Consider the following 26752-nt stretch of genomic DNA (forward strand, 5'->3'; position numbering starts at 1 on the left):
GATGCACACGGTCCGAGGACGGACGGAACGCGTTGTCGTCATTGGGGCGGGGTTTGCCGGATTGTCCGCGGCGCTGCACCTGGCCGGCCGCGGTCGGGAAGTCACGGTCGTGGAACGCGAGCCGTGGCCCGGCGGGCGCGCGGGCCGCCGCGACATCGACGGTTACTCGATCGACACCGGCCCGACCGTGCTCACCATGCCCGACATCATCGACGAGGTGTTCGCCGCGGTCGGTGAAACGAGCGCGCGGCACGTGGAGCTGATGCCGGTCGAGCCCTGCTACCGGGCGATGTTCGCCGACGGCAGCACCATCGACGTGCACAGCGACGCAGACCGGATGGCCGCCGCGGTCGAAGAATTCGGCGGCCCCCGCGAAGCGGCGGGCTACCGCGCGTTGCGCGACTGGCTGGAAGGCTTGTACCGGACCGAGTTCGCCGGCTTCATCGACGCGAATTTCGACTCACCGCTGTCCATGCTGACTCCCCAATTGGCCAAGCTGGCTGCCATCGGCGGGTTCCGGCGGTGGGAGACGATGGTCAAGCGGCACATCAGCAACCCCCTGCTGCGAAGGGTATTCACCTTCCAGTCGCTTTACGCCGGGGTCGCCCCGCAGCACGCGCTGGCGGTGTATGCGGTGATCGCCTACATGGACACCGTCTCCGGGGTGTTCTTCCCTCGCGGCGGCGTGCGTGCGCTCCCGGACGCACTGGCAGCGGTAGCCGAACAAGCCGGCGTCCAATTCCTTTACAGCTCAACGGTTACCGATCTCGAACGCAGCGGCGACCGGGTCACCTCGGTGCTCACCGAGGGCGGCGAACGCATCCCTTGTGACGCGGTGGTGTTGACCACCGAACTGCCACTCACCTACCGACTGCTGGGTCGGAAGCCGAGACGGCTACTGCCACTGCGCGCGGCACCCTCGGCGGTGGTCATGCATGCGGGCTGCCGCGCCACACCCGCCCAGACGGCACACCACACCATCCTTTTCGGTGACGCCTGGGAGCACACCTTCACCGACATCATCCGCGACGGCCAACTGATGCGGGATCCTTCGCTGCTGGTGACCCGCCCGACCGCCAGCGACGCCAGTCTGGCGCCGGCCGGGCGAGATCTGCTGTATGTGCTGGCTCCGGCGCCCAACCTGTCCCGGCGCCGGGTCGACTGGTCCACGGCGGCGAAGCCCTATGCGGAGAACATGCTGGACGCGGTCGCAGAGCGACTGTTGCCGGAGGTGGGCGACGGGGCCGAATTGTTGCATCTCGACACCCCCGCCGACTGGGCCCGCCAAGGGATGACGGCCGGGACGCCGTTCGCCCTCGCCCACACCTTTGCCCAGACCGGCCCGTTCCGTCCGGCCAACCTGGTGCGCGGAATCGAGAACGCGGTGCTGGCCGGATCGTCGACCGTACCTGGTGTGGGTGTGCCGACGACCCTGATCAGTGGACGGCTTGCCGCCGACCGCATCACCGGGGTCCTCGACCGCTCCCCCACATCCATTGTGAGAGCCCGATTGCCGTGATTCGCACCGAATTAGACGCCGCCGGTATCGACAGCCCTGCGCTGCGCGCCGCGTATCGCCTGTGCCGGCAGATCGCCGCCGCGCATGGTCGCACCTATTTTCTAGCCACCCGGTTGCTTGCTCCCGACCAGCGACCGGCTGTTCATGCGCTCTATGCCTTTGCCCGCCACGCCGATGACATCCTCGACGAGTTCAATCCGGATCTCGACGTCTGCGCCCGCGCCGACCGCTTGCAGTGCCTGTCCGACAAGTTCTTCGCCGGTGGAGCCCGCCCGGACGAACCGATTCTTGCCGCCGTCGACGACACCGTCCGCCGCTACCGCATTCCGGCGGATCTGTTCGAGGACTTCCTCGCGTCGATGCGGATGGACCTCACCGTCACCGACTATCCCGACCGGCCCGCGCTCAACCGCTACATGCGCGGCTCGGCGGAAGTCATTGGGCTGCAGATGCTTCCGGTACTGGGCACCCGCGACACCGACGAGGCCACACCGTACGCCGCCGCACTGGGGCAGGCGTTCCAGTTGACGAACTTCCTGCGCGACGTCGACGAAGATCTGATGCGTGACCGGATCTATCTGCCGGCCGACGAACTCGCCGCACACGGGGTGGATCGCGAGTTGTTGATGTGGTGCCACCATCATCGTCGCACCGATGAACGGGTGCGCAGCGCGTTGCAGGCCCAACACGAAATCACCCGGGAGATCTATCGATTCGCCGCCGGCGGGATCCCGATGCTGGCGCGGCGGTCACAGCCCTGCGTGGCGACGGCCTTGACGTTGTACTCCGAAATCCTGGATTGCATTGAGGACAGCGACTTCTCCGTCTTCAGTCACCGCGCCACGGTTGGTACCACCCGCCGGATACAGGTCGCCGGTGGTGCCCTGCTGCAGTCGTGGCGGGTTCGTTTCTCGCATCCCGCCGGAGGGGCCCAGCACCGAAAGCCTGGTGCGGCGTGAGCGATCGCTGGCAGTATTTGATTGTGCTCGGCTTGTGCCTGCTGATCACAGCGCCACTGGAATTGTTCGGCAGCGGCGTCTACCGTCAAGCCCGCCGTCTCGTCCGCGCGGTGGCGCCGGTCGCGGCGGTGTTCCTGGTGTGGGATGCGGTGGCCATAGCGGCTGGGGTGTGGTGGTACGACGGCAAGTACCTCACCGGCATCGAGATCCCGCCGCGCATCCCGATCGAGGAAGTGCTGTTCTTCCTGGTGATTCCGTTGTGCGGATTGCTGACGTATAACGCGGTGTCCACGATTCTGGCGTGGAGCAGGCGCCGATGACCGGTCTGGGCTACACACTGCCGGCCGTGGTCGCGGTGTTGGGCGTGTGCGCGCTGGAGCTGATGTTGTTGCGCACCGGCCTGTTTCGCCGGCCCGCCTACTGGCTGTCGATGGTGATCGTGCTGGGCTTTCAGGTTCCGGTGGACGGCTGGTTGACCAAGCTCAGTGCACCGATCGTCAGCTACGACGAGCGGCACACCAGTGGGCTGCGGTTTCCGTTCGACATTCCGGTCGAGGACTTCCTGTTCGGCTTCGCGCTGGTGACCGGGGTGCTGTTGTTGTGGGAGTTCCAACCAGAGCGTGGCAGCCATGAATAGGACGGGCTTGGCGCGCGGCGACGTTCCAGCGGCATTCGACGAGGGCGCAGCGGCCTATGACCGGCTGGTGGGCGCCAACCCCGGCTATCACAGCAACCTGCGACGGTCGGCGCGCCGGATGGGCCTGCCGGACCGCGGACGGGGGTTGCGGCTACTCGATGCGGGTTGCGGCACGGGCGCCTCGACGGCCGCACTGCTCAGCGCGGCGCCGGAGGCCGAGATCGTCGCTGTCGACGCGTCGCGCGGCATGCTGGATGCGGCACTGGCCAAGTCGTGGCCCGCCACGGTCCGGTTCGTGCACTCGCGCATCGAAGACCTCGGCGAGCACGGCATCACCGGACCGTTCGATGCCATCTTCGCCGCCTATTTGTTGCGCAATCTGACCGATCCGGACAGCCAGCTGCGCACCTTCGCGACGTTGTTGCGGCCCGGTGCAACCCTGGCGCTGCACGAGTATTCGGTGCGGGACTCGGCCGCGGCCACCCGCATCTGGCACGCGGTCTGCTGGGGCATCATCATTCCCGCCGGGTGGTGGCGGACCCGCAACACCACGCTTTACCGCCACCTGTGGCGCAGCGTGCTGACCTTCGACGGCGCGGCGGGGTTGCGGCAACGGATGTCCGACGCCGGCTTGCGCGGCGTACGCAGTGAAACCATGCCGGGGTGGGAACGCGACATCGTCCACACCTTCCTGGGGACGGCGCCGCAATGACCGACCGCCGCCAGCACATCCATCCCGCGTCGCCCGGGTTGCCCGACGCCGGCGCGCTGTCGTCGCAGCCGCGCGCGGTGGTCGTCGGTGCCGGCATCGCCGGGCTCACCGCCGCCACCGGGCTGGCCGAGCGCGGCATCGCCGTCGAGGTGGTGGAAAAAGAGCACTACCTCGGCGGGCGCGTCGGGGGGTGGACCGAACCGCATGACGGCACCGACTTCGCGCTGAATCGTGGCTTCCACGCCTTCTTCCGCCAGTACTACAACTTGCGGGAGTTGTTGCGTCGTGTCGATCCCCAGTTGCGGATGCTGACGCCGGTCGAGGACTACCCGCTGATCGACGGCGCCGGCCGGCGCGACAGCTTCCGGGGGTTGCCCCGCACGCCACCGTGGAATGCGTTGTTGTTCGCGCTGCGCAGTCCCACGTTCCGGCTCGCCGACCTGGTGCGCATCGACGCGCGCGCGGCGGCGCCGCTGGCAGCCGTGTCGGTGCCCGACATCTACCACCAGCTGGATCACATCGACGCCGAAACCTTCTTGAAGAGCATCAATTTCCCCGAATCGGCGCGCCACCTCGCGTTCGAGGTCTTCTCCCGCAGCTTCTTCGCCGAACCATCGCAGCTCTCGGCCGGTGAGTTGGCGACCATGTTCCATATCTACTTCCTGGGCTCCAGTGAGGGGCTGATCTTCGACGTCGCGAACGCGAACTTCGATGCGGCGCTGTGGAATCCGATGCGTGACTATCTGGACGAACGTGGAGTGCGGTTCCGAACCGGCACACAGGTGCACCGCATCGACACCGACGGCCCGAATGCATTTCGCGTGCATGTCGATTCGGGTGACCCGCTCGACGCGGACGCCGTGGTGCTGGCCGTCGACGTAGGCGGGCTGCAACACATCGTTGCCGAATCGAGCGGTCTGGGCAGCGACCTGTGGCGCAGCCAGATCCGGCGGCTGCGCACCGCTCCCCCGTTCGTCGTCCATCGCCTTTGGCTGGACCGGCCGGTCAACGCCGAGCGACCGCCCTTCCTGGGCACCGCCGGACACCCGCCGCTCGACAACATCAGCGTGCTCGAGCGTTATGAAAGCGAAGCGGCTGACTGGGCGACGCGGCACGGCGGATCCGTCGTCGAATTGCATTGCTATGCAATGGATTCCGCGTTCGGCGTGGAGGATGCCATCCGGCAACTGCACCAGCTTTACCCGGAAACCGCGTCGGCGAACGTGGTGCATCAACGCGTACTGCGCCGCGCCGATTGCCCGCTGTTCACCCCCGGCACTTACACGCGGCGCCCGACGGTTGCGACTCCACAGCCCGGACTGGCGCTGGCCGGTGACGGGATCCGGGTAGACCTGCCGGTGGCGTTGATGGAGCGCGCGGCCACCACCGGCTGGATGGCTGCCAACCTCTTGCTGGCCCAGTGGGGTCTGCACGGCCACGAGCTACGCACCGTTCCCGTCCGCGGACGATCCGCGCTACTGCGTTCGCTGGCGCTTCGACAGAGGCGCAATCTGCCATGAGCGCCGGTGACCGGCTCCGCCGTCGATGGCCGAAAGACTGGCCGCTGCAAGTTGTTCCACCCGTGCCGTGGACGCGGCAACGCCCGACCTACGGCCAGGCCCAGCCGAGCATCATCGATGAAGCGCTGGCCCGGTCGCAGCGCCGGCCCACCGGCAACTGGTACGCCTTCGCCGCCAGTCGTGCCGTGCGCGGCGGACGTCCTTTCGGCACGCGCGTCGCCGGCGTCGAACTCGTCGCCTGGCGCGACCGGCTCGGTCTGCTACGCGTCGGCCCGGGCAGTTGCCCGCACCTCGGTGCCGATCTGGCCACCGGGACCGTTTCCGATGGCGTGTTGTTCTGCCGCTGGCATGGACTGGCGCTCGACGGCACCGGTTGCAAGCTCGGTTGGGCGCCCCTGCCCAGCTACGACGACGGTGTGCTGGCCTGGGTGCGACTCGATCAGGTCGGCGGGGAGCCGCCGCTGGACATGCCGGTGCTGGCCGAGCGACCAACCGGAGACACGTTGCCGGCCGTCACCCGGCTGGTCGGCGTCTGCGAGCCGTGCGACATCCTCGCCAACCGTCTGGACCCCTGGCATGGCAACTGGTTTCACCCGTATTCCTTCACCCGCCTCGAGGTACTCACCACACCGACCGAAGATGATGACCGGTTCCTGGTCTCGGTCACCTTCCGGATCGGCCGCTTGGGGGTACCGACGATCGCGGAGTTCACCTGTCCGGACGCACGCACCATCGTGATGCGCATCGTGGAGGGCGAGGGCGCCGGCAGCGTCGTCGAAACCCATGCCACCCCAATCGGTCCGGGTCCGGACGGCAGGCCGACGGTCGCGGTGATCGAAGCCATCGTCGCGCAGTCTCAGCGTCCCGGGTTCAAGGCGGCGCTCAACGTCGCGCCTCTGATCGCGCCGTTGATGCGCCATGCCGCGAACCGGTTGTGGCGCGACGACCTGGCCTACGCCGAACGACGCTATAAGTTGCGCCACGGAAGCGGGACGTGATCAACAGCCGGCCGGTGCGCCGTCGAAGCACATCTTCTACGCTGAATCTGCGATGAGGAAACCATGTTTCGCCGTCGTCGTCGCCAGCGTGGTCGCTCATCTGGCGTATCTGGTCTACCTGCCGAGCGGCGGCTTTCTGGCGCTGCGGTGGCGGCGCACATTGTGGCTGCACGTGCCGACCGTGTGCTGGGGAATCGGCGTCGTCACCCTGAAGCTGCCGTGCCCGCTGACCAGTCTGGAAGCGTGGGCCCGCGCGCGAGCCGGGATGGAACCTCTGCCGAACGACGGTTTCGTCGGCCGTTATGTCGCCGGCGTGGTGTACCCGGCCGACCGTACCGGCACCGCGCAACTTCTCGCCTTCATCGCCGCCGCAGTGTCGTGGGTTGCGCTGGCTGTCCAGCGAATTCGGGACCGGTAGGTGTTTTGCGCTGGACCGCAGCCGGGTCCCCGACCCTGGGGCCGGATGTCACGAGGAAGGTGAACCGAATTGAGCGACAAGGAATTACGTAAAGGCGACAGCGTGGAGTGGAAGAGCCACGGCCAAACCGTGAAAGGGAAGGTCGAGAAGAAGATCACCTCCGACACCGAGACGGCCGGTCGAAAGGTCAAGGCATCCAAAGACGAACCGCAGTACAAGGTGCGAAGCGACAAGACCGGGAAAGACGCGGTACACAAACCGAGCGCGTTGAAGCGCACCGGCAAGTGAAGAGGACTGATAGATGCCCAAGACCGACAGCGACGCGACCTGGAGAGAATTCAAGAACACGGTCAACATGACCGCGCGCGAACTCGAGAAGTGGCTCGCGACAGACGAATCGCGAGGCGTCGGCCAAAAGCGCGGCGGCAAGGAATCGACGGGACACGCCAGCGGTCGGCGCATTGTCGATATCCTCAGAACCAAACGGGCGGACCTGGACGACGACGACTACAAGCACATGCGCAAGGTGCTCGGCTACGCCAAACGGCACCTCGCTCAGCGCCCCGAAGGCGACATCGAGAACACCTCGTGGCGCTATTCGCTGATGAACTGGGGTCACGACCCGGCCAAGGCGTAAAGCGTTGCCGAAACCGGACGTTGCGCTCGCGCCCCCTTTCTGAACGCGTACCCTGCATCTGATGGAGGTACCGGGTAGTGAGCAGACGCCGCGCTAGTGAACCCGCGCATGGACGGGCAGAGCTGGAAAAGCTGCTGTCGGCCGATATGCGCGCGATCACGGCGAGATCGGATCGGATCGGACGGCATTTCGCGCGCGTGAACAAGGTGAGCAGCAGCGACTTTCACGCCCTGCTGCACATCATGGTGGCCGAAACGGCCGGAGGACCTCTGACGTTGGCCCAATTGCGCCATCGCATGGACGTTTCGCCGCCGGCCATCACCTATCTCGTCGACCGGATGATCGAGGCCGGCCATATACGCCGCGAGCCCGACCCCGAAGATCGACGCAAGTGGCTGTTGCGTTACGAGGATCAGGGCATGGACTTGGCGCATTCGTTCTTCAGCCCACTCGGAACCCATCTGAGCGACGCGATGGCCAGCCTGACCGATAAAGATCTCGCGGCCGCGCACCGGGTTTTTCAAACCATGATCGGGGCCATGTCGACCTTCGAAGAGGAGTTGGTCAACCGTCCTTCGGCTGCGTCGGCGAAGCCGGAGCGAGGCGCACAGGCGCCGCGACGGCGTCAGGGATCATCTCGGTCGAACGCCTCGCGAAGTTGACGACGCGGGCTTCGATCAGTTCCGCCCCTCGCGTCACCCCACCGGTAGCGGCGAAACCGGCGGCCACCCGGCGGGCTGCCGGCACCTTGGTCGCTGCTTCAAGCACACATCGGCGCAACCGTGCCGGGTTCAGCTTGCGGGACGGTAGCCGAACCCCGCAGTCGGCGACCTGCACCCGGCGCGCCACTTCGGCTTGATCGCGGGCAAACGGCACGACGCACACCGGGACACCGCGGTCGAGAGCCTTGACCGTCGTTCCCATTCCGCCGTGGGTGATGACACAGACCGCGCGATCGAGCACCGGTCCGTGCGGCAGAAACCGGCACACCGTCGCGTTGGAAGTCCGCGGCAAACCGGCAGGCACACCGGCCGGGAAGGTCGCGACGACGTGTACCGGTTCATCGGCCAACGCGCGCAACGCCATCTCTCCCAGCTTGGCGTCGCCTTGCGCGATAGAGGACGTGTTGACCAGCACCACCGGCCGGTCGATTTCGTCCAGCCAGTGCGGGGCTCGCGTGTCGGGCCGCTCGAAGACACACGCTCCGATGAAGTGCACCACATCGCTCCAGTCCGGGTGCGGGTACTCGAAGGGCTCGCCGCCGACCGCCAACAACAGCGGCGCCCGGCGCATCAACTCATCCACGGAGTTGACGGCGGGTACGCCGAGTTCTGCGCGAAGGGCGTTGACGCGGGGCAACATCGGGCGGTCGAACAGATAGCGAACCACGGCTCGCAGCCCGGCGTCACGCACCGCGCCCGCGACACCCGGAAGCGGCCGCATACCCGGGCCGAACGGCGGCGTCCCGCGGGAGCGCAGGTACGGGGTGAACGGCGAAAACACCGACCAGCCAATGCCGTCCGCCTCAGCGGCCGAGATCGCGCCCCAACAATTCGCGTCGACGATGATTGCGTCGGGCTGTACCTGGGCGACCGCGCGCCGCAGGTCGTCGACCTCGATCACCGCCCGGCGGCACAGTACGTCTATCGACCTGTTCAGTACACCGAAAGCCCCACGCGCAGAACAGTCGTCACCGACGATGGCCTCGATGCGCGGGTCGACCGCCTCGGCGGTGACACCGACCTGCCGCATGGTGTCGACCTCGCTCGCCATCGTGCGCAGGTGCACCCGGTGACCGCGCGCGACCAACTCCACGAGCAGTGCGCCCAACGGGTAGACATGACCCAGCGCCGGTGCGCCGTAAGCGAGAATTACCGCCATAGCTCTAGCTGACAGATGCCACGCCGAGTCCACGCAGCGCGGGCAGATCTGCGGCACCGCATCCGTGCAGGCAGATGCGAAGCTCGTCGACGAAGCGTTGCAGCCAGGCCGTTGCGGCGTCGGCGGATTCGATCGCGGCGGCAAGCAACGGGCGCGCAACCGCCACCACGTCAGCGCCCAGGGCGAGTGCCTTGGCCGCGTCCATGCCGGTCCGGATTCCGCCGGAAGCGACCAGCGGGAACGCCGGCAGCTGCGCGCGAACCTCCGAAAGTGCCTGCGCGGTAGGAATTCCCCAGTCGGCCAGATCCGGATAGCGAAGCTCGCCGTGACGGACCAGCTGCTCGACGCGCGACCATGACGTGCCGCCGGCGCCGGCGACGTCGATAGCCGCCACCGGTGGCGCGCCTGTCAATCGCAGCAGCTCGGCGACGGCCGCGCCACCGATGCCGTGCCCCACCTCCTTGAGCAGCACCGGATGATCGAGCATCGGGACTACGTCGTGCAGACGGTCGAGCGACCCGGAAAAGTCGGTGTCCCCATGCTGCTGCATGGCCTCCTGCAGCGGATTGGTATGTACCGCAAGCACATCGGCTCCTACCCGGTCTAGCACCCGGGTGATGTCCGGCACCGCGTCCTTGGTGAACTGGGACAAGCCGATGTTGCCGAACAACAACACGTCGGGTGCTAGCTCGCGTACGGCGAAGCTGGCGGCGGCGCGCTCGCCCAGCGCGCTGTCCAGCATCACCCGCTGCGAGCCGAGCATCATGCCGATCCCGAGCCGCTGCGCGGCGGTGGCCAGGTTTCGGTTGATCGTTCCCGATAGCTCCGCTCCCCCGGTCATCGCGCCCACCAGGACCGGCGCACGCAGTTGCTTGCCGAGGAATTCGACGGACAGGTCCACATCGCCGAGATTCGTCTGGGTGAGTGCGTTGTAGGGCAGGCGGTAGCGCTCGAGTCCGGTACTGACGCCGTGAAAGTTCACGTCCCCGTCCAGGCACACGTCGATGTGACGCCTTTTGCGCGTGGTCATTTCGGCCCGGTCACCGGTCATGGGTGTGCGGACCGTCCGGCGCCGGGGCTGACAGGAACGGCGATTTCGCGGTAGCCCACCACCGAACCGAGACTATCGACGGTCTTGCCGGGCATGGTCACGATCTCTCTCGATCCATCGTCTGGTAGTACCCACTCCAGGAACAAACAGGCACGATCACGGCGCCCGCGACGCGGGTCCACTTCCTGTCAGCCTACGCGAGACGGACAGTGTTGTTAACTTTCTGAATGATTAAAGTGATTAAGCTAAACTAGAGCATGACCGCAGCGGCCGGGAGTCCAACCGTCGAGCGCTCGGTGAATCCGAGACGTCCGCCGCGGCACCGTTCCCCGACTTTCTGCCGCGGCGGGCGTCTCCCCGTTCCGTGGCGTCCGTTCGGCCGAGGCGGCCTATCCGCGAAACGAAAACTTTGCACGCTGGACCGCTGTTTCCGGACGGTACGCGACCACGCTGATTTTTTCCCTGCGCCCAGCTGGGCTTATCCGGCTAGGCTATGCATCAGTTGAGTAGCCAGCTGCCATCTCAGCGAAGCGACACGAGAAAGGTCGTTCTTCGCCCCGCTTCAGAACCACTTGATAGGCCACGTTGTGATGCACGCTGTAGATTCACCTGACCAGACCCACCCCCGCTACCGCTACGTCATCGACTGCGGTAAGGCGCACATTTTCGTCTATGCCCGCAGCCTGGCCACCGTCTTGCGGATAGACGGGGAAATCGACGCGGCAAACGCCGGGCGCGTCGCCGCGGAGCTCGGCCGATTCACCAAGGTGGGAACTCCACTCATAATCGACCTGACCCACTTGAAGTTTCTCGGCATCGACGGTTTCCAGGAACTGCTCGCGCTACACCACCGGCAGCACACCGCGGGACTGTACTGCGGAATCGTCACCGGCAGCGCCATGCGTCCGCTGCTGCGCATCGTCACCGATCACGGCCTCCCGCTGGTCAAGTCGGTGCCGGAAGCCCTTCAGCTCGTCGAAGACGCGCTGGTGGGCCGCCGGCAACTGCTGCTGCGCCTCGCGAGATAGTTCCAGCCAGCGGTGATCCCACGACCGCCCGCACCGGCTGAACTCACGGATCCGGTTGCGCTGCAGTCGATTCCGTTCTCCATCGCACCATGGCCGAGGGCATCGACGGGCCATCGGCAACCGATCGAAAGAGTCGACAAGGCGACGGCATGACCGCGACCTCAGGGCTCGGCGCTGCCCAGTTCCGTCTGATAGTGGCGCATAGCGGCAATCAGCGCGGTGAAAACCCGGTGGGCAGCGGCCAGATCAGCGTCGGGGAGATCACGGAGCGCAGAGGTGGTGTGTTGGCGCAGCGGAGTAAAGAACGACCGGGCGGTCGCCAGTCCGGGATCGGAGTAACGCAGGATGACCTTTCGCCGGTCGGCCGGATGGGAGTCACGACGGATGTGACCGGAGTCGATCAACCGGTCCACCAGATAGGTGATCGCCGCACCCGACAGACCCATCCGCTGACTCAGATCGCCCGATGTCATCGGTTGCCCAGCGGTTTCGGCGACCATGATGTGCAACAGCGCACGAAAGTCGGTGGGCCGCACGTCTTGGGACACGGCGAAATGCCGGCCGATCTGGTCGGACGCAGTGGACAACTCCCGCAGATCGGCAGAGATCTGCGACTCCAGCGCATCGCGGCCCGCCCCCTGCTGCTCAGGATCCATTGTGATTCGCAGCATATCGCTGATCCGCGGTCATTTCAGTTGATTAATGGTTAAACGACTGAAATGCTTGCACTGTGTGGGAGGGATTCGCCGCGAGGCTCAGCGCCCGGCGCTCGTGGGTTCTTGCTCTGGGAGTTTTTCTGCTGGGGACCGGTTTCATGACGTTGATCGGTGGGAACGCAGCCGCAAGCCAGGCGCCGTTGTCGGTGCCGACGGATGCCGATTCAGCGAAGGTGCAGCAGCTGTCCGCCCAATTTCCCGGTGGCGACCTCAACCCCCTGATCGTCGTTGTCAGCAGTAGCGGCGGGGCGGACGTCGACGCCGCCGCGCTCCAACGCGCAACCGAACAGGCCCGAGATCGCATGCAGGCCATCGCGCAACGGGGATCTGGGCCGGGGCCCGTCTTCGTCTCGGCCGACGGCAGGGCCGGGATCGGGGTGGTACCGATCAGTGGTGAACTGTCCGGTCTGGCGTTGCACGACGCCGTTGCCGCACTGCGCGATGCCGCGGGCTCCGGCTTGCCGGACGGCCTTTCGGCGCATGTGACCGGCGGGCCGGCATTCGGCGCCGATATCGCGAACGCGTTCAGTGACGCCAACGTCACCTTGCTGATAGTGACCGCGTCGGTGGTGGCGCTGCTGCTGATCGCCACCTACCGTTCGCCGGTGCTGTGGCTGGTTCCGCTGGTGGTGATCGGATTCGCCGACCGGGTAGCGGCCTCGGTGGGTACCGCGGTGGCCTCGTTGACCGGCCTGAGCTTCGACGGCGCGACTTCGGGCATCACCAGCGTGTTGGTGTTCGGCGCGGGCACCAACTATGCGCTCCTGCTGATTTCGCGCTACCGCCAAGAACTTCGACTGCACCGCGAGCACCGTGACGCGCTGCGCCAAGCCGTCCGGATGGCCGGGCCCGCAATCGTTGCCAGTAACGCGACCGTGGTCTTGGCGCTGCTGACGCTGATCTTCGCGTCCACTCCCAGCACCCGCAGCCTGGGCGCGCTTGCGGCGTGCGGACTGATCGTCGCCGCACTGTCGGTGCTGGTGCTGTTGCCGCCGCTGCTGGCTTTGTTCGGACGACGGTTGTTCTGGCCGTTCGTCCCACAACCGGACGACACCCAGACCATCAAGACCGGCCTCTGGCACTCCATCGCCGAACGCGTGGCACGGCGCCCAGCGGTCGTCGCGTCGGTCACGATCGTGTTGTTGGCGGCCCTGGCGACCGGCCTGCTCGGTGTCCGGATCGGGCTGTCGCAGACGGAACAGTTTCGGGTCAAGGCAGATTCGGTGACCGGGTTCGAGATCGTGGCCGCCCATTTTCCCGCCGGTTCGGCGAACCCGACCGAAGTGGTCGCCCCCACCACCCACGCAGCGCAGGTACAACAGGCCATCATCTCGACACCCGGTGTCGTGTCGGCGAACCCCGCAGGCACTTCGTCGTCGGGACTCACCAAGTGGTCGGTGGTCATCGATGCCGCACCGTCGTCCCCGCAGGCATTCAATACCGTTGGTGCGTTACGTCTTTCGACCAAGGCCGCCACACCCGAGGCTCTGGTCGGCGGACCCGACGCGCAGGCGCTGGATGTGCGCGACGCCGCCGTGCGTGACCGGACGCTGTTGATCCCGGCGATCCTCGCGGTCATCCTCGTCGTCCTGGCGGTGCTGTTGCGATCCGCGTTGGCACCGCCCACGCTGCTGGCGGCGACGATCCTGGGTGCGCTGGCCGCGTTAGGTCTTGGCGGCTGGGCCAGCATGCACGTGTTCGGTTTCCCCGCCCTGGACAATTCCACCCCGCTCTACGCCTTCCTGTTCCTGGCCGCACTGGGCGTGGACTACACCATCTTCCTGGTCACCCGGGCGCGTGAAGAGTCCGCCGATCATGGTGCGCGGGACGGAATGATCCGCGCGGTGTCGGCCACCGGTGGAGTGATCACAAGTGCGGGAATCGTTCTGGCCGCGGTCTTCTGCGTTCTCGGCGTGCTGCCCCTGATCGTGATGACTCAACTGGGCATCATCGTGGGCCTGGGTATTTTGTTGGACACTTTCGTGGTGCGGACACTCGTCATTCCCGCGCTGTTCGCCGTGATCGGTGATCGCATCTGGTGGCCCAGTCGACTTTCCACCGCGGCGTCCACCGCGCAAAACCGAACGGAGTCAACGTGAACAGATCGACCCTGGCAGGCACCGGTCTGGCCGTCGCCGCCACCGCCGTCGCCGGAGGTGCCGCCAACCCGGGCCGCACCCCGCTCTGGTACGCGCGCATCCGCAAGCCGCCCTATCAGCCGCCCAGCGCCGCATTCCCGGTGGCCTGGACCACCCTGTACACCGACATCGCCGCCACCTCCGCGGTGGTCATCGACAAATTGCGTGCCGCGGGTCACGACGACAAGGCGCGTCGCTACATCGCCGCATTGGGAGGCAATCTCGTCCTCAACGCAAGCTGGAGCTGGCTGTTCTTCCGTTACCACAAACTGGGCGCCTCCGCGCTCGGCGCCGCGGCACTCACGGCCAGCAGCGCCGATCTGGCCAGAAGGGCCGCCGAGGCCGACCCCCGCGCCGGCGCGGCGCTCGCGCCCTACCCGTTGTGGTGTGCATTCGCCACCGTGCTGTCGAGCCACATCTGGCGACTCAACCGTTAGGGGCCGATCATGCCTTCCCTGTTGTGGTTTCGGCGCGATCTTCGGGTGCGCGACCACCCGGCGTTGATCGCCGCCGCCGAGAGCGACGGGCAGGTGCTTGGCTGCTTTGTGCTCGATCCGCGACTGGAAGCGTCGTCAGGACCGCGACGGTTGCAGTTCCTGGGTGATTCGCTGCGGCAACTCAGCGCCCAGCTCGACGGTCGTCTGCTGGTGGTACGCGGGCAGCCGGAGAAGCGAATCCCGGAGTTAGCCAAGCAGGTTGGTGCCTCGGCGGTACACATCTCCGAAGATTTCGCGCCGTACGGCCGCAAACGCGACGAACGGGTGCGCACCGCGTTGGGTCGAGTGCCGTTGGTGGCGACCGGATCTCCGTATCTGGCCTCACCCGGACGTGTCACCAAGGACGACGACACCCCCTACAAGGTGTTCACACCGTACTTTCGTCGCTGGCGTGAGGTGGGTTGGCGGGCGCCCGCCAAGTCGGACGCCGGCTCGGCACAGTGGGTCGATCCGGCGCAACTCGGCGTCCAGCCGTGCAAGATCCCCGACCCCGGCGTCGAACTCGACGTGAAAGCCGGTGAAGCGGCGGCAGTTTCGCAGTGGGCGACGTTCGTCGACGATGGGTTGTCCCGCTATGAGCAGGACCGCAACCGGCCCGACCTGCCCGGCACCAGTCGGATGTCGGCACACCTGAAGTTCGGCACCATCCATCCGCGCACGTTGGTCTCCGATCTCGACCCGCAGCGCAAAGGCGACTCGGTGTACCTGCGGGAGTTGGCTTTTCGCGACTTCTACGCCGCGGTGTTGTATCACTGGCCGCACAGCGTCTGGTGGAACTGGAACCGCGACTTCGACGCCATCGAGACCGACACGGATGCCGAGGCCACGCGCCGCTTCGAGGCCTGGAAAGCCGGACAGACGGGATACCCGATAGTGGACGCCGGGATGCGGCAACTGCGCGAGACCGGGTTCCTGCACAACCGGGTACGGATGATCGTCGCCTCTTTTCTGGTCAAGGACCTACACCTGCCGTGGCAGTGGGGAGCGGGCTGGTTTCTCGAGCAACTCGTTGACGGCGACATGGCCAACAACCAGCACGGCTGGCAGTGGTGCGCCGGTTCCGGCACCGACGCGGCACCCTACTTCCGGGTGTTCAACCCCGTCACGCAGGGCGAAAAGTTCGATCCCACAGGAGATTACATTCGGCGCTGGGTGCCTGAACTGCGTGAGGCGAGCGACGTGCAGCTACGAAAAGGCCACCGCCCGCCCGGATATCGCGACCCGATCGTCGACCATGCAGCCGAACGCACCGAGGCTCTGCGCCGCTACAGCGACATCAGCTGAAGGCTTCGGCGAACCCGCGTGACGTGCCACTATCAGCCGACACACGGGCGGCTAACCGATGCCGGACTGGTTCGCCGCCTTCTTGCGTTCGATGTCGGCCAGCGCGGCGGCCAGTTCGGCGCGCTGGGCGGCTGAGGTCTCCCAGGACAGTTTGCGGTTCTTGACCACCTTCGCCGGCGCGCCCACCGCGATCGAATAGTCCGGTATGACGCCGCGCACCACGGCGTGCGAGCCCAGCACACAACCCCGTCCGACCGATGTGCCGCGCAGCACCGACACCTTGACCCCGACCCACGTGTCCGGTCCGATCCGCACCGGCGACTTGATGATGCCCTGGTCTTTGATCGGCAGCGTGATGTCGTCCATGCGATGGTCGAAGTCGCAGACGTAGCACCAGTCGGCCATCAGCGCCGAATCGCCGAGCTCGATGTCCAGGTAGCAGTTGATCACGTTGTCGCGACCGAGAACCACCTTGTCGCCGAAGCGCAGCGAACCTTCGTGCGCGCGGATCGTGTTCTTGTCGCCGATGTGCACCCAGCGGCCGATCTCCAGCTGCGCCAACTCGGGAGTGCAATGGATTTCCACGCCCTTGCCCAGGAACACCATGCCGCGGGTGATGATGTGCGGGTTCTGCAGCTTGAACTTCAGCAGCCGCCAGTATCGCACCAGGTACCACGGCGTGTAGGCCTTGTTGCGCAGCACCCACTTCAACGACGCCAGGGTGAGGAAATTGGCCTGGCGCGGGTCCCTGATTCGGGAGCCACGCCACCGGCGATGCAGCGGAGCACCCCACATGCTCGTCATGGCCCGAAAGCCTAGTCCGCCGACGATGCGCGGCGGAACGGCGGGCTGTGGGGTCGGGCAATCAGACGTAACGACGAGGCGGCGGGTTACCCTCACCTGTACTCGAAAGCCTCGAAAGGAAACCGTGTTCGCCCGACGTCTGCTGGCAGCCGTTTCGGCGGCCGCGCTCACCGTCGGGCTCGGTGGTTGCGGCAATACCGACTCCTGGGTCGACGCGGTGGCCGCGCCGGGCTGGCCGGCGCAGTACGCCGACGCCGCCAACAGCAGCTACACGGCGACGGCGGGTGCCAGCAAGCTCAGCCTGCGCTGGACACGGTCGGTCAAAGGGACGCTGGCGGCCGGCCCGGCCCTGGGCGCGCGCGGCTACCTCGCGCTGAACGCGCAGACGCCGGCCGGTTGCTCCTTCATGGAGTGGGAGATCGGCAACGGACGGCAGCGCTGGTGCATCCGGCTGGTCCAGGGCGGCGGCTTCGGCGGTCCGGTCTTCGACGGCTTCGACAACCTCTACGTCGGCCAGCCCGGCGCGATCATCTCGTTCCCGCCGACGCAGTGGACCCGGTGGCGTGAGCCCGTGATCGGAATGCCGACGACGCCAAGGTTTCTGGGCGACGGACACCTACTGGTCAGCACGCACCTGGGACAGATACTGGTGTTCGACACCCACCGCGGTGCAGTCGTCGGCAGCGCCCTGGACCTGGTGGAGGGGGTGGATCCCGCCGATGCGACGCGGGGGCTGGCCGACTGTGCGCCGGCCCGCCCGGCGTGCCCGGTCGCGGCGGCTCCGGCGTTCTCGCAGACCACCGGAACGGTGGTGATCGGTGTCTGGCAACCCGGGGCGCCGGCCGCCGGGCTGGTCGGGCTGAAGTATCAAGGGGGACAGCTCGCCCGCGAGTGGACCAGCGATGCCGTCGGCGCCGGCGTGCTGGCCAGCCCGGTGCTCTCGGCCGACGGGTCCACGATCTACGTCAACGGCCGCGACCAGCGTCTCTGGGCGTTGCATGCGGCCGACGGTAAGCCCAAATGGTCTGCGCCACTTGGTTTCTCGGCACAGACACCACCGTCGGTCACGCCGCAGGGGCTGATTTTGTCCGGTGGTGGCCCCGACACCCGGCTCGCCTCGTTCCGTGACGCCGGCGACCACGCCGAGGTGATCTGGCGGCGCGAGGACGTCACGCCGTTGTCCACGTCGAGCCTGGCCGGCGGCGGCGTCGGTTACACGGTGGTGGCCGGTCCCCCGCACGACAACGCACCGGGCATGTCGCTACTGGTGTTCGACCCGTCCAATGGCCGCACCACCGAGAGCTATCCGCTCCCGGCCGCCACCGGCTTTCCCGTGGGGGTTTCGGTCGGCAAGGACCGCCGGGTGGTGGTCGGTACCAGCGACGGCCAGGTCTACAGCTTCGACCCGGCCTGACAGGACTCAGAGAGCCAGCGGCGGGATGGCGCTGCGGGGCACCTGGACCTGAGTGGCTCCCGCGAACGACGGCAGCAACTCGCCCTGGGCGAAGTAGAAGATCAGCGCGTCGTCGGTGATCGCGAAGTTCTGATAGTTGGTCGGGTCGTGGCCGGCCCCGGCCGACACACCCACCCCCACCCCACTCTGGTGTTCCAGTTCGCGCTGCACGATCGGGAAGATGGCGTCCAGCGGATTGGAGTTGGGCGCGAACAACGTGTCGAAGGTGATCGGCTGCTTGGCGGTCACGTTGTAGTTGAAGGCCTTGTACCAGCTCGAGGGGCGGGCCCCGCCGAGATCCTGGAAGAACTTGAGCACCACACTGCGCGTGTTGTGCGGCTGGCCGGAACTGTGTTGCTCGTTGGTGGCGTCCATCTGATACGGCTGGTCGCGCCGACCCGATCCCTGCGCGACGTTGACGAACCCGTCGCGGTTCTGCGCGATGTAGTCGGTCAGCGCCTGCTGGTCGGGATAGTCGACCGGGAACGTGATGTCCAGCGTGTAGGTGGTGCTGGATTGGTGGATATGGCAGATCTGGGCGGCCTCGACCGAGCCGCCGAGACTGGCGCAGGACGGCGGCGCGGCCGTCGCCGTGCCAACAGCCGGCAAGCCCGAAACAAGCACAGCAGCCGATAGAGCGGCCGCCATCAGAAAGCGCATCGTCGAAATGTCCTCGCAGACCAAGAAGGCATGTGTCTTATATAGGATTCGCCGTCAGCGTACCCGGCGTTACCGCGAGGGCCGGCAAACGTAGGCCAGGGCCTGACTGGCGGCGCCCGTGCCGATGCGGGCGATGACCACCGAAAGTGGCCGATCCCCGCGCAGCCGCAGCCGGCGGCGCAGCGCATCGGGGTCCACCGCGATCCCGCGCACCAGGATCTCCAGCGCGCCGCAGTTCAGCGCGGACAGCGCCTGACGCAACCGCCGCTCGTCGAAAGCCGTCTGCTCGAGCACCTCGAAGCCACGCACCCCCGCCGGCAGGTGGTCACCGGACAGGTAGGCGATGTCGGGGTCCAGTTGCCACAATTGGTGCCGCGCGGCGTATTGACGGACCAATCCGGCGCGTACGACGGCGCCGTCGGGGTCGACGATCCAGCGCCCGGCGCCACGTACCGGACAGTCGTCGGGGTCGGATGAGGTGAGCTGCTCGTCGCGGTCCAGGATGCTGGCGCGTCGGCGCACGCCCGGCTCGGCCAGCCCCGGTGACCACAGACACGCTTCGCGGACGGAGCCGCGGTGCGACGTGACCTCGATCTCACCGGCGAAACCGAGCCGCCTGACCTGATCGAAATCGATTCCCGGAGCGCACTTCACGACCAGATCCCGGCCGCGGTAGCAGCCCAGCACTGCGTCCAGCGCTGGTTGATAGTCGCGCGGGTCGAACCGGCGGCGCCCACCGCTGCGCCGTGCCGGGTCGACGACGACGGCGGCGTCGCGGGTCACCGGCGCCAACGCATCGGCGCGGCACAGGTCGGCATCCGCCCCGAGGTTGTGGCGTGCCATCGCCAGCCTGACCGGGTCGATGTCGCTGCCGACGGCGCGGGTCGTCACCGCGCGCAGCGCGGCCAACTCGGTGCCGATGGAACAGGTCACGTCGTGCACGACGCGCCCGGCCAACCGGCGGGCGCGGTGGCGCGCGACGGGTGCGGCGGTGGCCTGCTGCAGCGCCTCGCCGGTGAACAGCCAGCGCGAGACGTCGCCGAGCGCACCGAGCTTCTCCTGCGCTTTCCGGCGTAGCAACGTGGTTTCCACCAACACCGAAGCCCGATCGCCGAACCGGGCGCGGACCGCTGCGACGTCGGCTATCCGGCTGGCCTCGCTCAACTCGAACTCGTCGACCGCCGCCAGCGCGGCGGTACCCGGGTCGGACCGCAGATAGCTGACGGCGTCCGAGTCGAACAAGCTCAGGACGGTTTGACCCCGGTGACCATGACGTTGTAGAACCAGCCCTTCGGGGCGACGTGCCGCCAGACGTTGGCGTCCACCCAGCTCAGGGCCTTCCAACCGTTGAAGGCGAACTTCGCCCAGCCCCAACCCAGACGCCCCGGCGGCACCGATGCTTCGAAGGTACGCACCGGCCAGCCGAACATGGCGGCGGTGAACTCTTCGCTGGCGGTCTCGACCTGCACCGCGCCGGCGTTGGCCGCCATCCGCTCCAGATCTTGCGGCGAGAAGGTGTGCAGGTCGACGACGGCTTCCAGGGCCGCGGCGCGGGACGATTCGTCGAGCTCTTCCTGCGGTCGCCGCCAGCTGCCCAGCCCGGGCAGCTTGGTGACGTTGGTGGCGACCCGCCAGGTCAGGGTGGACAGCTCACGCGCGTAGACATTGCCGACCGAGGTGGGCTCGCCGGCGAACACGAACCGGCCACCCGGCTTGAGCACCCGGATCACCTCACGCAGCGACAGTTCGACGTCGGGAATGTGGTGCAGCACCGCATGACCGACCACCAGGTCGAAGGTGTCGTCGTCGTACGGGATGCCCTCGGCGTCGGCGACGCGGCCGTCGATGTCCAAGCCCAGCGACTGCCCGTTGCGGGTGGCGACCTTGACCATGCCCGGCGAGAGGTCGGTGACCGACCCGCGCCGGGCGACTCCGGCCTGGATCAAGTTGAGCAGGAAGAAGCCTGTGCCACAACCCAATTCGAGGGCGCGATCGTAGGGCAGTTCGCGGATCACCTCGTCCGGCACGATCGCGTCGAACCGGCCCCGCGCGTAGTCCACACAGCGCTGGTCGTAGGAGATCGACCACTTCTCGTCGTAGTTCTCGGCTTCCCAGTCGTGGTAGAGCACCTGGGCGAGCTTGCTGTCGTGCCGCGCGGCTTCCACTTCTTCGGCGGTGGCGTGCGGGTTGGGAGCGGCGTCTGCGGGGATTTGCGTGGTCCTCGTCATGGAGGGCAGCCTATCCGCCGTGCCGATCGCCGTCGGTCCCGCCGTCCTGAGCTGCGGCGAACACGTCGACGTAACGCCGTTGTTCGGCGTCCGCCCGCTCGGTTGCCGTCGCCGCCCCGTACACGTCGTTGATGCCGGCCTTGGCTGCCGCCAGCGCCGGTGCGGGACCGTCCAGGAAGCGCCTGGCCCACGTCGCCGCGGCGTCGTAGACGTTGTCCGGGGCCACCATGTCGTCGATCAGGCCGAGCGCCAGTGCCTCCTCGGCGTCGAAGAAGCGGCCGCTGAACACCAGTTCCTTGGCCCTGCTGGAACCCACCACATGAGTGAGCCGGGCCATTCCGCCGCCGCCGGGAATCAGTCCGGCCAGGATCTCGGTCGCGCCGAACTTGACGTTGTCGCCGCTGACCCGCCAGTCGGCGGCCAGCGCCAGCGTCAGACCGGCGCCCAGCGCGTACCCGGTGATGGCCGCGACGGTGGGCTTGGGGATCGCTGCCACAGCGTCGATGGCCTCGCGACGCACCTGCGCGGCGACGCCGGCCTCGGTGGCGGTCAAGGTGCGCAGTTCGGGCATGTCGTCGCCGGCGGAGAAGATCTCGTGGCCGCCGAACAGGATGACCGCGGCCACGTCATCGCGGCGGCCCAATTCATCGGCGGCGGCGACGATTTCGCGGTAGACCTGGCGCGTCAACGCGTTGGTGGGGGGACGGGACAGCAGCAGCATGGCCAGGCCGGCGTCCTGCGTGCCGTCGCTGACGACGACGCTGACGAACTCGCTCAAAGCGGCCAGTCCATGAAGCCACCCGCTTTGCGGGCCTCGTGGTAGCGGTCGGAGTCGAAGAACTCGAACACCCAGTTGTCGCCCCGCTTCTCCAACAGCGGCTGGACGGCGTCGATCTGGCGCTCGACGGCCAGCACGTCGGCGACGGTGCGGCCGGCCAGCGCGTCCAGCTGTGTCCACGTCGGCGGCAGCAGCACGTTGCGGCCGGCCTCGAACTCGGCGATGGTGTCCTGCGGCAGTGCCCATTCGGCGCGGTCGGATTCGGTGTTGTCCCCGTCGGCGCGCTGTCCGTGCGGCAGCGCCGCGACGAAGAAATAGGTGTCGTACCGGCGGGTGCGCTCGGCCTCAGGGGTCACCCAGTTCGCCCACGGCCGCAACAGGTCGCTGCGCAACACCAGGTTCTCCTGGCGCAAAAAGTCGGCGAAGGACAGTGTGTGGTCGGCCAGGGCGCGGCGGGCATCGCCGTACACCGAGGCATCGCTGATGATGCTGTCCGGGTCGTCGGCGGGCCCGGCGAACAGCACACCGGATTCCTCGAACGTCTCCCGCGCGGCCGCGCAGACCAGCGCCTCGGCCAACCCGACGTCGATGCCGAAGCGCTGCGCCCACCACTGCGGCGGCGGCCCGGCCCACCCGATCTCGGCGTTGCGGTCGCGGTCGTCGACACCGCCGCCGGGGAACACGATCACTCCCGGCGCGAACTCCATCTGCGAATGCCGGCGCATCAGGAACACCTGCAAGCCGCCGGGCGCGTCCCGGACCAGCATCACCGTGGACGCCGGGCGCGGCGTCAGGGGGACGTGCGGTTCGTTCATGCCTGCCTCCGATGTGCCGCCCGGGCGCGAACCCGCCGGGCGAAGTACCGTCCGTCGACCACGTCCAGCGCGATCCGCTGCCCGAACGCCGCCGAAAGGTTCTCGGCCGTCAGGACGTCGGGCAACAGGCCGGAGGCGACCACCTGAGCCTCCGACAGCAGCAGGCAGTGGCTGAAGCCCGGCGGCACCTCTTCCACGTGATGGGTGACCAACACCAGCGCGGGAGCGTCGGGGTCGGCGGCCAGGTCGGCCAGGCGCGCCACCAGCTCCTCGCGGCCACCCAGATCCAGGCCGGCGGCGGGCTCGTCGAGCAGCAGCAGCTCGGGGTCGGTCATCAGCGCGCGGGCGATCAGCACCCGTTTGCGCTCACCCTCGGACAGCGTGCCGTAGAGGCGGTCGGCGAGGTGCTCGGCCCCCAGGCTTTCCAGCATGTCCAGCGCCCGCCGGTAGTCGACGTCCTCGTAGCTCTCCCGCCACCGGCCCAGCACCGAATAACCGGCCGACACGACGAGGTCGCGCACCACCTCGTTGTCGGGCACCCGCTGGGCCAGCGACGACGAACTCAGGCCGATCCGCGACCGCAGCTCGCTGACGTCGACCCGGCCCAGCCGCTCCCCCAGCACGAACGCGACCCCGGAGGACGGGTGCTCGGATGCGGCGGCGATGCGCAGCAGCGATGTCTTGCCGGCGCCGTTGGGGCCGATGATCACCCAGCGTTCGTCGAGTTCGACGGCCCAGTCCAGCGGTCCCACCAATGTGCGCCCGCCCCTGCGCAGCGACACGTCCCTGAAGTCGATCAGCAGGTCGGGATCGGCTTCGAGTTCGGCCACCCGACCATCGTGCCGCACCCCATGCCTGCGAGCGCTGCCGGGTCACGTACACCGGTGCGTCGCCGCGCCCGGCGCGGTCAGCAGACGCAGAATCGCACTGAAATCGCAGATTTCGTGCGATTCTGCGTCTGCTCGCGCCCAGGCTCAGGGGATCTCGACGCGGCGCATCACGCCGTCCACCGCGTCGGCCGCCTCGATCTCGCCGCGGGTCACGCCCAGCAGAAACAGCACGGTGTCCAGGTACGGATGGCTCAAGGACGCGTCGGCGACCTCGCGCAGCGCGGGTTTGGCGTTGAACGCCACGCCCATGCCTGCCGCGGCGAGCATGTCGATGTCATTGGCGCCGTCGCCGACCGCGACGGTCTGTTCCATCGGCACGCCGTACTGCGCGGCGAACGCGCGCAAGGCTGTGGCCTTGCCGGGCCGGTCCACGATCGGTCCCGCAACCCGCCCGGTGAGCGTGCCGTCGACGATCTCGAGATCGTTGGCGGCGACGAAGTCCAGTTTCAGATCCTGCGCCAGCGGCTCGATGATGCGCCGGAAACCGCCGGAGACCACACCACACCGAAAACCCAACCGCTGCAACGTCCTCAGCGTGGTCCGGGCGCCGGGCATCAGCTCCAGTTGTTCGGCGACTTCGTCGATCACCGACGCCGGCAGGCCCGCCAATGTGGCCACCCGCTGCTCCAGCGACTCGGCGAAGTCCAGTTCGCCGCGCATGGCCGCCTCGGTGATCGCCGCGACCTGGCCCTGGGCGCCGGCGCGAGCCGCCAGCATCTCGATGACCTCGCCTTGGACCAGGGTGGAGTCCACGTCGAACACGATCAGCCGTTTGGTGCGCCAGGCCAGTCCGTAGTCCTCGAGGGCCACGTCGACGTGCTCGTCGGCGGCGACCTTGGTCAACGCGGTCTGCAACGGACCGTAGGCGCCGGGGGGCACCGAGACCCGCAGCTCCAATCCGGTGACCGGATAGTCCGAGACCCCGCGGATGAAATCGATGTTGACGCCCAGCGTGGCCGCCTCGCGTGCCACCGCCCCGAACGCGCCCGCCGTGATCGGCCGGCCCAGCACGAAGATGATGTGGGTGGACGGCTTGCCGATGATCGGCACGTCGCCGCTGCGCTCGACCGTCGCGTCCAGGCCCATCCCGTGGACGGCCGTCTGCACGTCGTCGCGCAACGAAGTGCCGTCGGCGACTTCCGGCAGGCAGGACACCAGGACACCCAGCGTCAGCCGGTTGCGGATCACCACCTGTTCGACGTTGAGCAACTCGACGCCGTGTCCGGACAACACCTCGAAGAGCGCGGACGTCACGCCGGGCTTATCGATGCCGGTGACCGTGATCAGCACCGACACTTTGGGTGAGGAATTCACCCGCGACTGCCGCCGCTACTGCTCACTAGTCCCGCGATCGGGTTCGGTGCGTGGACCGAATCCCTTCGGGGACTCGCCGGCCGTGGCGTGCCGGCCGATGTGTGCTTCGTTGCGCATCCGTTCCACCATGTACGGGTAGTGCAACTCGAAAGCCGGCCGCTCCGAACGGATCCGGGGCAGTTCGGTGAAGTTGTGCCGCGGCGGCGGGCAGCTGGTGGCCCACTCGAGGGAGTTGCCGTAACCCCACGGGTCGTCGACGGTGACGACCTCGCCGTAGCGCCAGCTCTTGAAGACGTTCCAGACGAACGGGAACATCGACGCACCGAGAATGAAGGCCCCGACCGTCGAGACGACGTTGAACGGCTGGAACCCGTCGATGGACAGGTAGTCGGCGTAGCGGCGCGGCATGCCCATGTCACCGACCCAGTGCTGGACCAGGAACGTGGTGTGGAAACCGATGAAGGTCAGCCAGAAGTGCACCTTGCCCAGCCGCTCGTCGAGCAGCCGGCCGGTCATCTTCGGGAACCAGAAGTAGATGCCGGCGTAGGTGGCGAACACGATCGTGCCGAACAGCACGTAGTGGAAGTGCGCGACGACGAAGTAGCTGTCGGTGACGTGGAAGTCCAGCGGCGGGCTGGCCAGCAGCACTCCGCTGAGCCCGCCCAACAGGAACGTGACCAGGAAGCCGACCGAGAACAGCATCGGTGTCTCGAAGGTGAGTTGCCCCTTCCACATGGTGCCGGCCCAGTTGAAGAACTTGATTCCGGTGGGCACCGCGATCAGGAACGTCATGAACGAGAAGAACGGCAACAGCACCGCGCCAGTGGCGAACATGTGGTGCGCCCACACCGCTACCGACAGCGCCGCGATGGCCAGCGTCGCGTACACCAGCGTCGTGTAGCCGAAGATCGGCTTGCGGGAGAACACCGGCAGCACCTCGGTCACGATCCCGAAGAACGGCAACGCGATGATGTACACCTCGGGGTGACCGAAGAACCAGAACAGGTGCTGCCACAACAGGACTCCGCCGTTGGCCGGGTCGTAGATGTGGGCTCCCAGGTGCCGGTCGGCAGCAAGCCCGAACAACGCCGCGGTCAGCAGCGGGAACGCGATCAGCACCAGGATCGACGTCACCAGGATGTTCCAGGTGAAGATCGGCATCCGGAACATCGTCATCCCGGGCGCGCGCATGCACACCACGGTGGTGATCATGTTGACGCCACCGAGGATGGTGCCCAGACCGGCGACGGCCAGTCCCATGATCCACAGGTCGCCGCCGACACCGGGTGAGTGGATGGCGTCGGTGAGCGGGGTGTAGGCGGTCCAGCCGAAGTCGGCGGCGCCTCCCGGGGTGATGAAGCCGGCCGTCGCGATCAGAGCGCCGAACAGGAACAGCCAGAACGAGAAGGCGTTCAGCCGCGGGAACGCCACGTCGGGCGCGCCGATCTGCAACGGCAGCACCAGGTTTGCGAAACCGAACACGATCGGCGTGGCATAGAACAGCAGCATGATCGTGCCGTGCATGGTGAACAGCTGGTTGAACTGCTCATTCGACAGGAACTGCAGACCCGGACTTGCCAACTCCGTGCGCATCAGCAGCGCCAGCAGCCCGCCCACCATGAAGAAGATGAAGCAGGTGACGCAGTACATGATGCCGATCAGCTTGTGATCGGTCGTGGTGATCAGCTTGTAGATCAGGTTTCCCTTGGGACCCGTCCGGGCCGGGTAGGGACGGACGGCCTCGAGTTCTCCCCGCGGGGGCGCTTCGGCTGTCAACAGCTCCTCCAAACATCCATCCGGACAGGGGCGCACAAC

The 26752-nt window shown here is 67.3% G+C and carries 28 protein-coding genes; 16 read left to right on the forward strand and 12 right to left on the reverse strand.

Going from position 1 to position 26752, the window contains the following annotated elements:
- Position 1: 1 nt before the first annotated feature.
- The 11 genes from crtI to AC5Y4D_RS14570 all read left to right on the forward strand — a co-directional run bounded on the left by crtI (position 2) and on the right by AC5Y4D_RS14570 (position 8062).
- On the forward strand, positions 2–1519 hold the full coding sequence (crtI, locus tag AC5Y4D_RS14520; protein WP_500037515.1) for a phytoene desaturase family protein: 1518 nt from the start codon (positions 2–4) through the stop codon (positions 1517–1519).
- A complete protein-coding gene (locus tag AC5Y4D_RS14525; protein ID WP_499941952.1) occupies positions 1516–2478 on the forward strand; it encodes a phytoene/squalene synthase family protein in 963 nt (320 codons plus the stop codon). Before crtI ends, AC5Y4D_RS14525 begins: the two co-directional genes overlap by 4 nt.
- Positions 2475–2798 (forward strand): lycopene cyclase domain-containing protein, encoded by a 324-nt coding sequence (locus AC5Y4D_RS14530; RefSeq protein ID WP_499941951.1) that lies wholly within the window; start codon positions 2475–2477, stop codon positions 2796–2798. The genes AC5Y4D_RS14525 and AC5Y4D_RS14530 overlap by 4 nt, the downstream gene beginning before the upstream one ends.
- On the forward strand, positions 2795–3115 hold the full coding sequence (locus AC5Y4D_RS14535) for a lycopene cyclase domain-containing protein (RefSeq protein WP_499942342.1): 321 nt from the start codon (positions 2795–2797) through the stop codon (positions 3113–3115). The genes AC5Y4D_RS14530 and AC5Y4D_RS14535 overlap by 4 nt, the downstream gene beginning before the upstream one ends.
- Entirely contained in the window at positions 3108–3827 is a 720-nt protein-coding gene (locus AC5Y4D_RS14540; RefSeq protein ID WP_499941949.1) for a class I SAM-dependent methyltransferase, read from the forward strand. The genes AC5Y4D_RS14535 and AC5Y4D_RS14540 overlap by 8 nt, the downstream gene beginning before the upstream one ends.
- On the forward strand, positions 3824–5347 hold the full coding sequence (locus AC5Y4D_RS14545; protein WP_500037516.1) for a hydroxysqualene dehydroxylase: 1524 nt from the start codon (positions 3824–3826) through the stop codon (positions 5345–5347). Before AC5Y4D_RS14540 ends, AC5Y4D_RS14545 begins: the two co-directional genes overlap by 4 nt.
- A complete protein-coding gene (locus AC5Y4D_RS14550) occupies positions 5344–6345 on the forward strand; it encodes a Rieske (2Fe-2S) protein (protein ID WP_499941945.1) in 1002 nt (333 codons plus the stop codon). The genes AC5Y4D_RS14545 and AC5Y4D_RS14550 overlap by 4 nt, the downstream gene beginning before the upstream one ends.
- A 52-nt stretch (positions 6346–6397) precedes the next feature.
- Positions 6398–6763 (forward strand): DUF2784 domain-containing protein, encoded by a 366-nt coding sequence (locus AC5Y4D_RS14555; protein ID WP_499941943.1) that lies wholly within the window; start codon positions 6398–6400, stop codon positions 6761–6763.
- 69 nt (positions 6764–6832) lie between these two features.
- The gene (locus tag AC5Y4D_RS14560) at positions 6833–7051 is read left to right on the forward strand and encodes a hypervirulence associated TUDOR domain-containing protein (protein WP_499941941.1); all 219 of its coding nucleotides are present in this window, start codon (positions 6833–6835) and stop codon (positions 7049–7051) included.
- Between the two features lie 13 nt (positions 7052–7064).
- Entirely contained in the window at positions 7065–7400 is a 336-nt protein-coding gene (locus tag AC5Y4D_RS14565; protein ID WP_499941939.1) for a DUF3140 domain-containing protein, read from the forward strand.
- 146 nt (positions 7401–7546) lie between these two features.
- Complete coding sequence (locus tag AC5Y4D_RS14570; RefSeq protein ID WP_499942340.1) at positions 7547–8062, forward strand: MarR family winged helix-turn-helix transcriptional regulator; 516 nt, start codon at positions 7547–7549, stop codon at positions 8060–8062.
- Here the strand turns inward: AC5Y4D_RS14570 and AC5Y4D_RS14575 are convergent.
- Complete coding sequence (locus tag AC5Y4D_RS14575) at positions 7965–9281, reverse strand: glycosyltransferase (protein WP_499941937.1); 1317 nt, start codon at positions 9279–9281, stop codon at positions 7965–7967. The two genes, AC5Y4D_RS14570 and AC5Y4D_RS14575, sit on opposite strands and share 98 nt — an antisense overlap.
- 4 nt (positions 9282–9285) lie before the next feature.
- Positions 9286–10332, reverse strand: coding sequence for a type 2 isopentenyl-diphosphate Delta-isomerase (gene fni / locus AC5Y4D_RS14580; RefSeq protein WP_499941935.1), 1047 nt, complete (start codon positions 10330–10332; stop codon positions 9286–9288).
- A gap of 590 nt (positions 10333–10922) precedes the next feature.
- Here fni and AC5Y4D_RS14585 point away from each other — a divergent pair.
- Positions 10923–11360: an STAS domain-containing protein gene (locus AC5Y4D_RS14585; RefSeq protein WP_499941933.1), complete on the forward strand. Its 438-nt coding sequence runs from the start codon at positions 10923–10925 to the stop codon at positions 11358–11360.
- A 161-nt stretch (positions 11361–11521) separates the two neighbouring features.
- Here AC5Y4D_RS14585 and AC5Y4D_RS14590 read toward each other — a convergent pair whose 3' ends face one another.
- The gene (locus AC5Y4D_RS14590) at positions 11522–12031 is read right to left on the reverse strand and encodes a MarR family winged helix-turn-helix transcriptional regulator (RefSeq protein ID WP_499941932.1); all 510 of its coding nucleotides are present in this window, start codon (positions 12029–12031) and stop codon (positions 11522–11524) included.
- A 143-nt stretch (positions 12032–12174) separates the two neighbouring features.
- Between AC5Y4D_RS14590 and AC5Y4D_RS14595 the strand changes: the two genes are divergently transcribed.
- From AC5Y4D_RS14595 to AC5Y4D_RS14605, 3 genes are read left to right on the forward strand one after another with little or no spacing between them, the layout of a single operon-like run.
- Positions 12175–14175: an MMPL family transporter gene (locus tag AC5Y4D_RS14595; protein WP_500037517.1), complete on the forward strand. Its 2001-nt coding sequence runs from the start codon at positions 12175–12177 to the stop codon at positions 14173–14175.
- Complete coding sequence (locus AC5Y4D_RS14600) at positions 14172–14651, forward strand: TspO/MBR family protein (RefSeq protein WP_499992524.1); 480 nt, start codon at positions 14172–14174, stop codon at positions 14649–14651. Before AC5Y4D_RS14595 ends, AC5Y4D_RS14600 begins: the two co-directional genes overlap by 4 nt.
- Positions 14652–14660: 9 nt before the next feature.
- Positions 14661–15995 carry a cryptochrome/photolyase family protein gene (locus AC5Y4D_RS14605; RefSeq protein ID WP_499992525.1) on the forward strand — a complete coding sequence of 445 codons (1335 nt, stop codon included), beginning with the start codon at positions 14661–14663 and terminating at the stop codon, positions 15993–15995.
- Between the two features lie 51 nt (positions 15996–16046).
- On the opposite strand, the gene AC5Y4D_RS14610 is transcribed toward AC5Y4D_RS14605, so the two are convergent.
- Entirely contained in the window at positions 16047–16799 is a 753-nt protein-coding gene (locus tag AC5Y4D_RS14610; RefSeq protein ID WP_499992526.1) for an acyltransferase, read from the reverse strand.
- Positions 16800–16923: 124 nt separating this feature from the next.
- On the opposite strand from AC5Y4D_RS14610, the gene AC5Y4D_RS14615 reads away from it, so the two are divergent.
- Positions 16924–18213: an outer membrane protein assembly factor BamB family protein gene (locus tag AC5Y4D_RS14615; RefSeq protein ID WP_499992527.1), complete on the forward strand. Its 1290-nt coding sequence runs from the start codon at positions 16924–16926 to the stop codon at positions 18211–18213.
- A gap of 6 nt (positions 18214–18219) precedes the next feature.
- Here the strand turns inward: AC5Y4D_RS14615 and AC5Y4D_RS14620 are convergent, their stop codons facing one another.
- The 8 genes from AC5Y4D_RS14620 to ctaD form a co-directional block, all read right to left on the reverse strand.
- Entirely contained in the window at positions 18220–18912 is a 693-nt protein-coding gene (locus AC5Y4D_RS14620) for an esterase (RefSeq protein ID WP_499992528.1), read from the reverse strand.
- A 69-nt stretch (positions 18913–18981) separates the two neighbouring features.
- Positions 18982–20154, reverse strand: a complete 1173-nt coding sequence (locus AC5Y4D_RS14625; RefSeq protein ID WP_499941859.1) for a class I SAM-dependent methyltransferase — start codon at positions 20152–20154, stop codon at positions 18982–18984.
- A 2-nt stretch (positions 20155–20156) separates the two neighbouring features.
- A complete protein-coding gene (locus tag AC5Y4D_RS14630) occupies positions 20157–21140 on the reverse strand; it encodes a class I SAM-dependent methyltransferase (RefSeq protein ID WP_499941858.1) in 984 nt (327 codons plus the stop codon).
- 10 nt (positions 21141–21150) lie between these two features.
- Positions 21151–21918: an enoyl-CoA hydratase gene (locus AC5Y4D_RS14635; RefSeq protein ID WP_499941856.1), complete on the reverse strand. Its 768-nt coding sequence runs from the start codon at positions 21916–21918 to the stop codon at positions 21151–21153.
- Positions 21915–22733: an NUDIX hydrolase gene (locus tag AC5Y4D_RS14640; protein WP_499941854.1), complete on the reverse strand. Its 819-nt coding sequence runs from the start codon at positions 22731–22733 to the stop codon at positions 21915–21917. Before AC5Y4D_RS14640 ends, AC5Y4D_RS14635 begins: the two co-directional genes overlap by 4 nt.
- Positions 22730–23581: an ABC transporter ATP-binding protein gene (locus tag AC5Y4D_RS14645; RefSeq protein ID WP_499941853.1), complete on the reverse strand. Its 852-nt coding sequence runs from the start codon at positions 23579–23581 to the stop codon at positions 22730–22732. The genes AC5Y4D_RS14640 and AC5Y4D_RS14645 overlap by 4 nt, the downstream gene beginning before the upstream one ends.
- A gap of 126 nt (positions 23582–23707) precedes the next feature.
- Positions 23708–24937, reverse strand: a complete 1230-nt coding sequence (serB, locus tag AC5Y4D_RS14650) for a phosphoserine phosphatase SerB (protein WP_499992533.1) — start codon at positions 24935–24937, stop codon at positions 23708–23710.
- A gap of 15 nt (positions 24938–24952) precedes the next feature.
- Positions 24953–26713: an aa3-type cytochrome oxidase subunit I gene (gene ctaD / locus AC5Y4D_RS14655; protein WP_499946148.1), complete on the reverse strand. Its 1761-nt coding sequence runs from the start codon at positions 26711–26713 to the stop codon at positions 24953–24955.
- Positions 26714–26752 lie beyond the last annotated feature (39 nt).

Source organism: Mycobacterium sp. NGS67 (genome assembly GCF_059812185.1).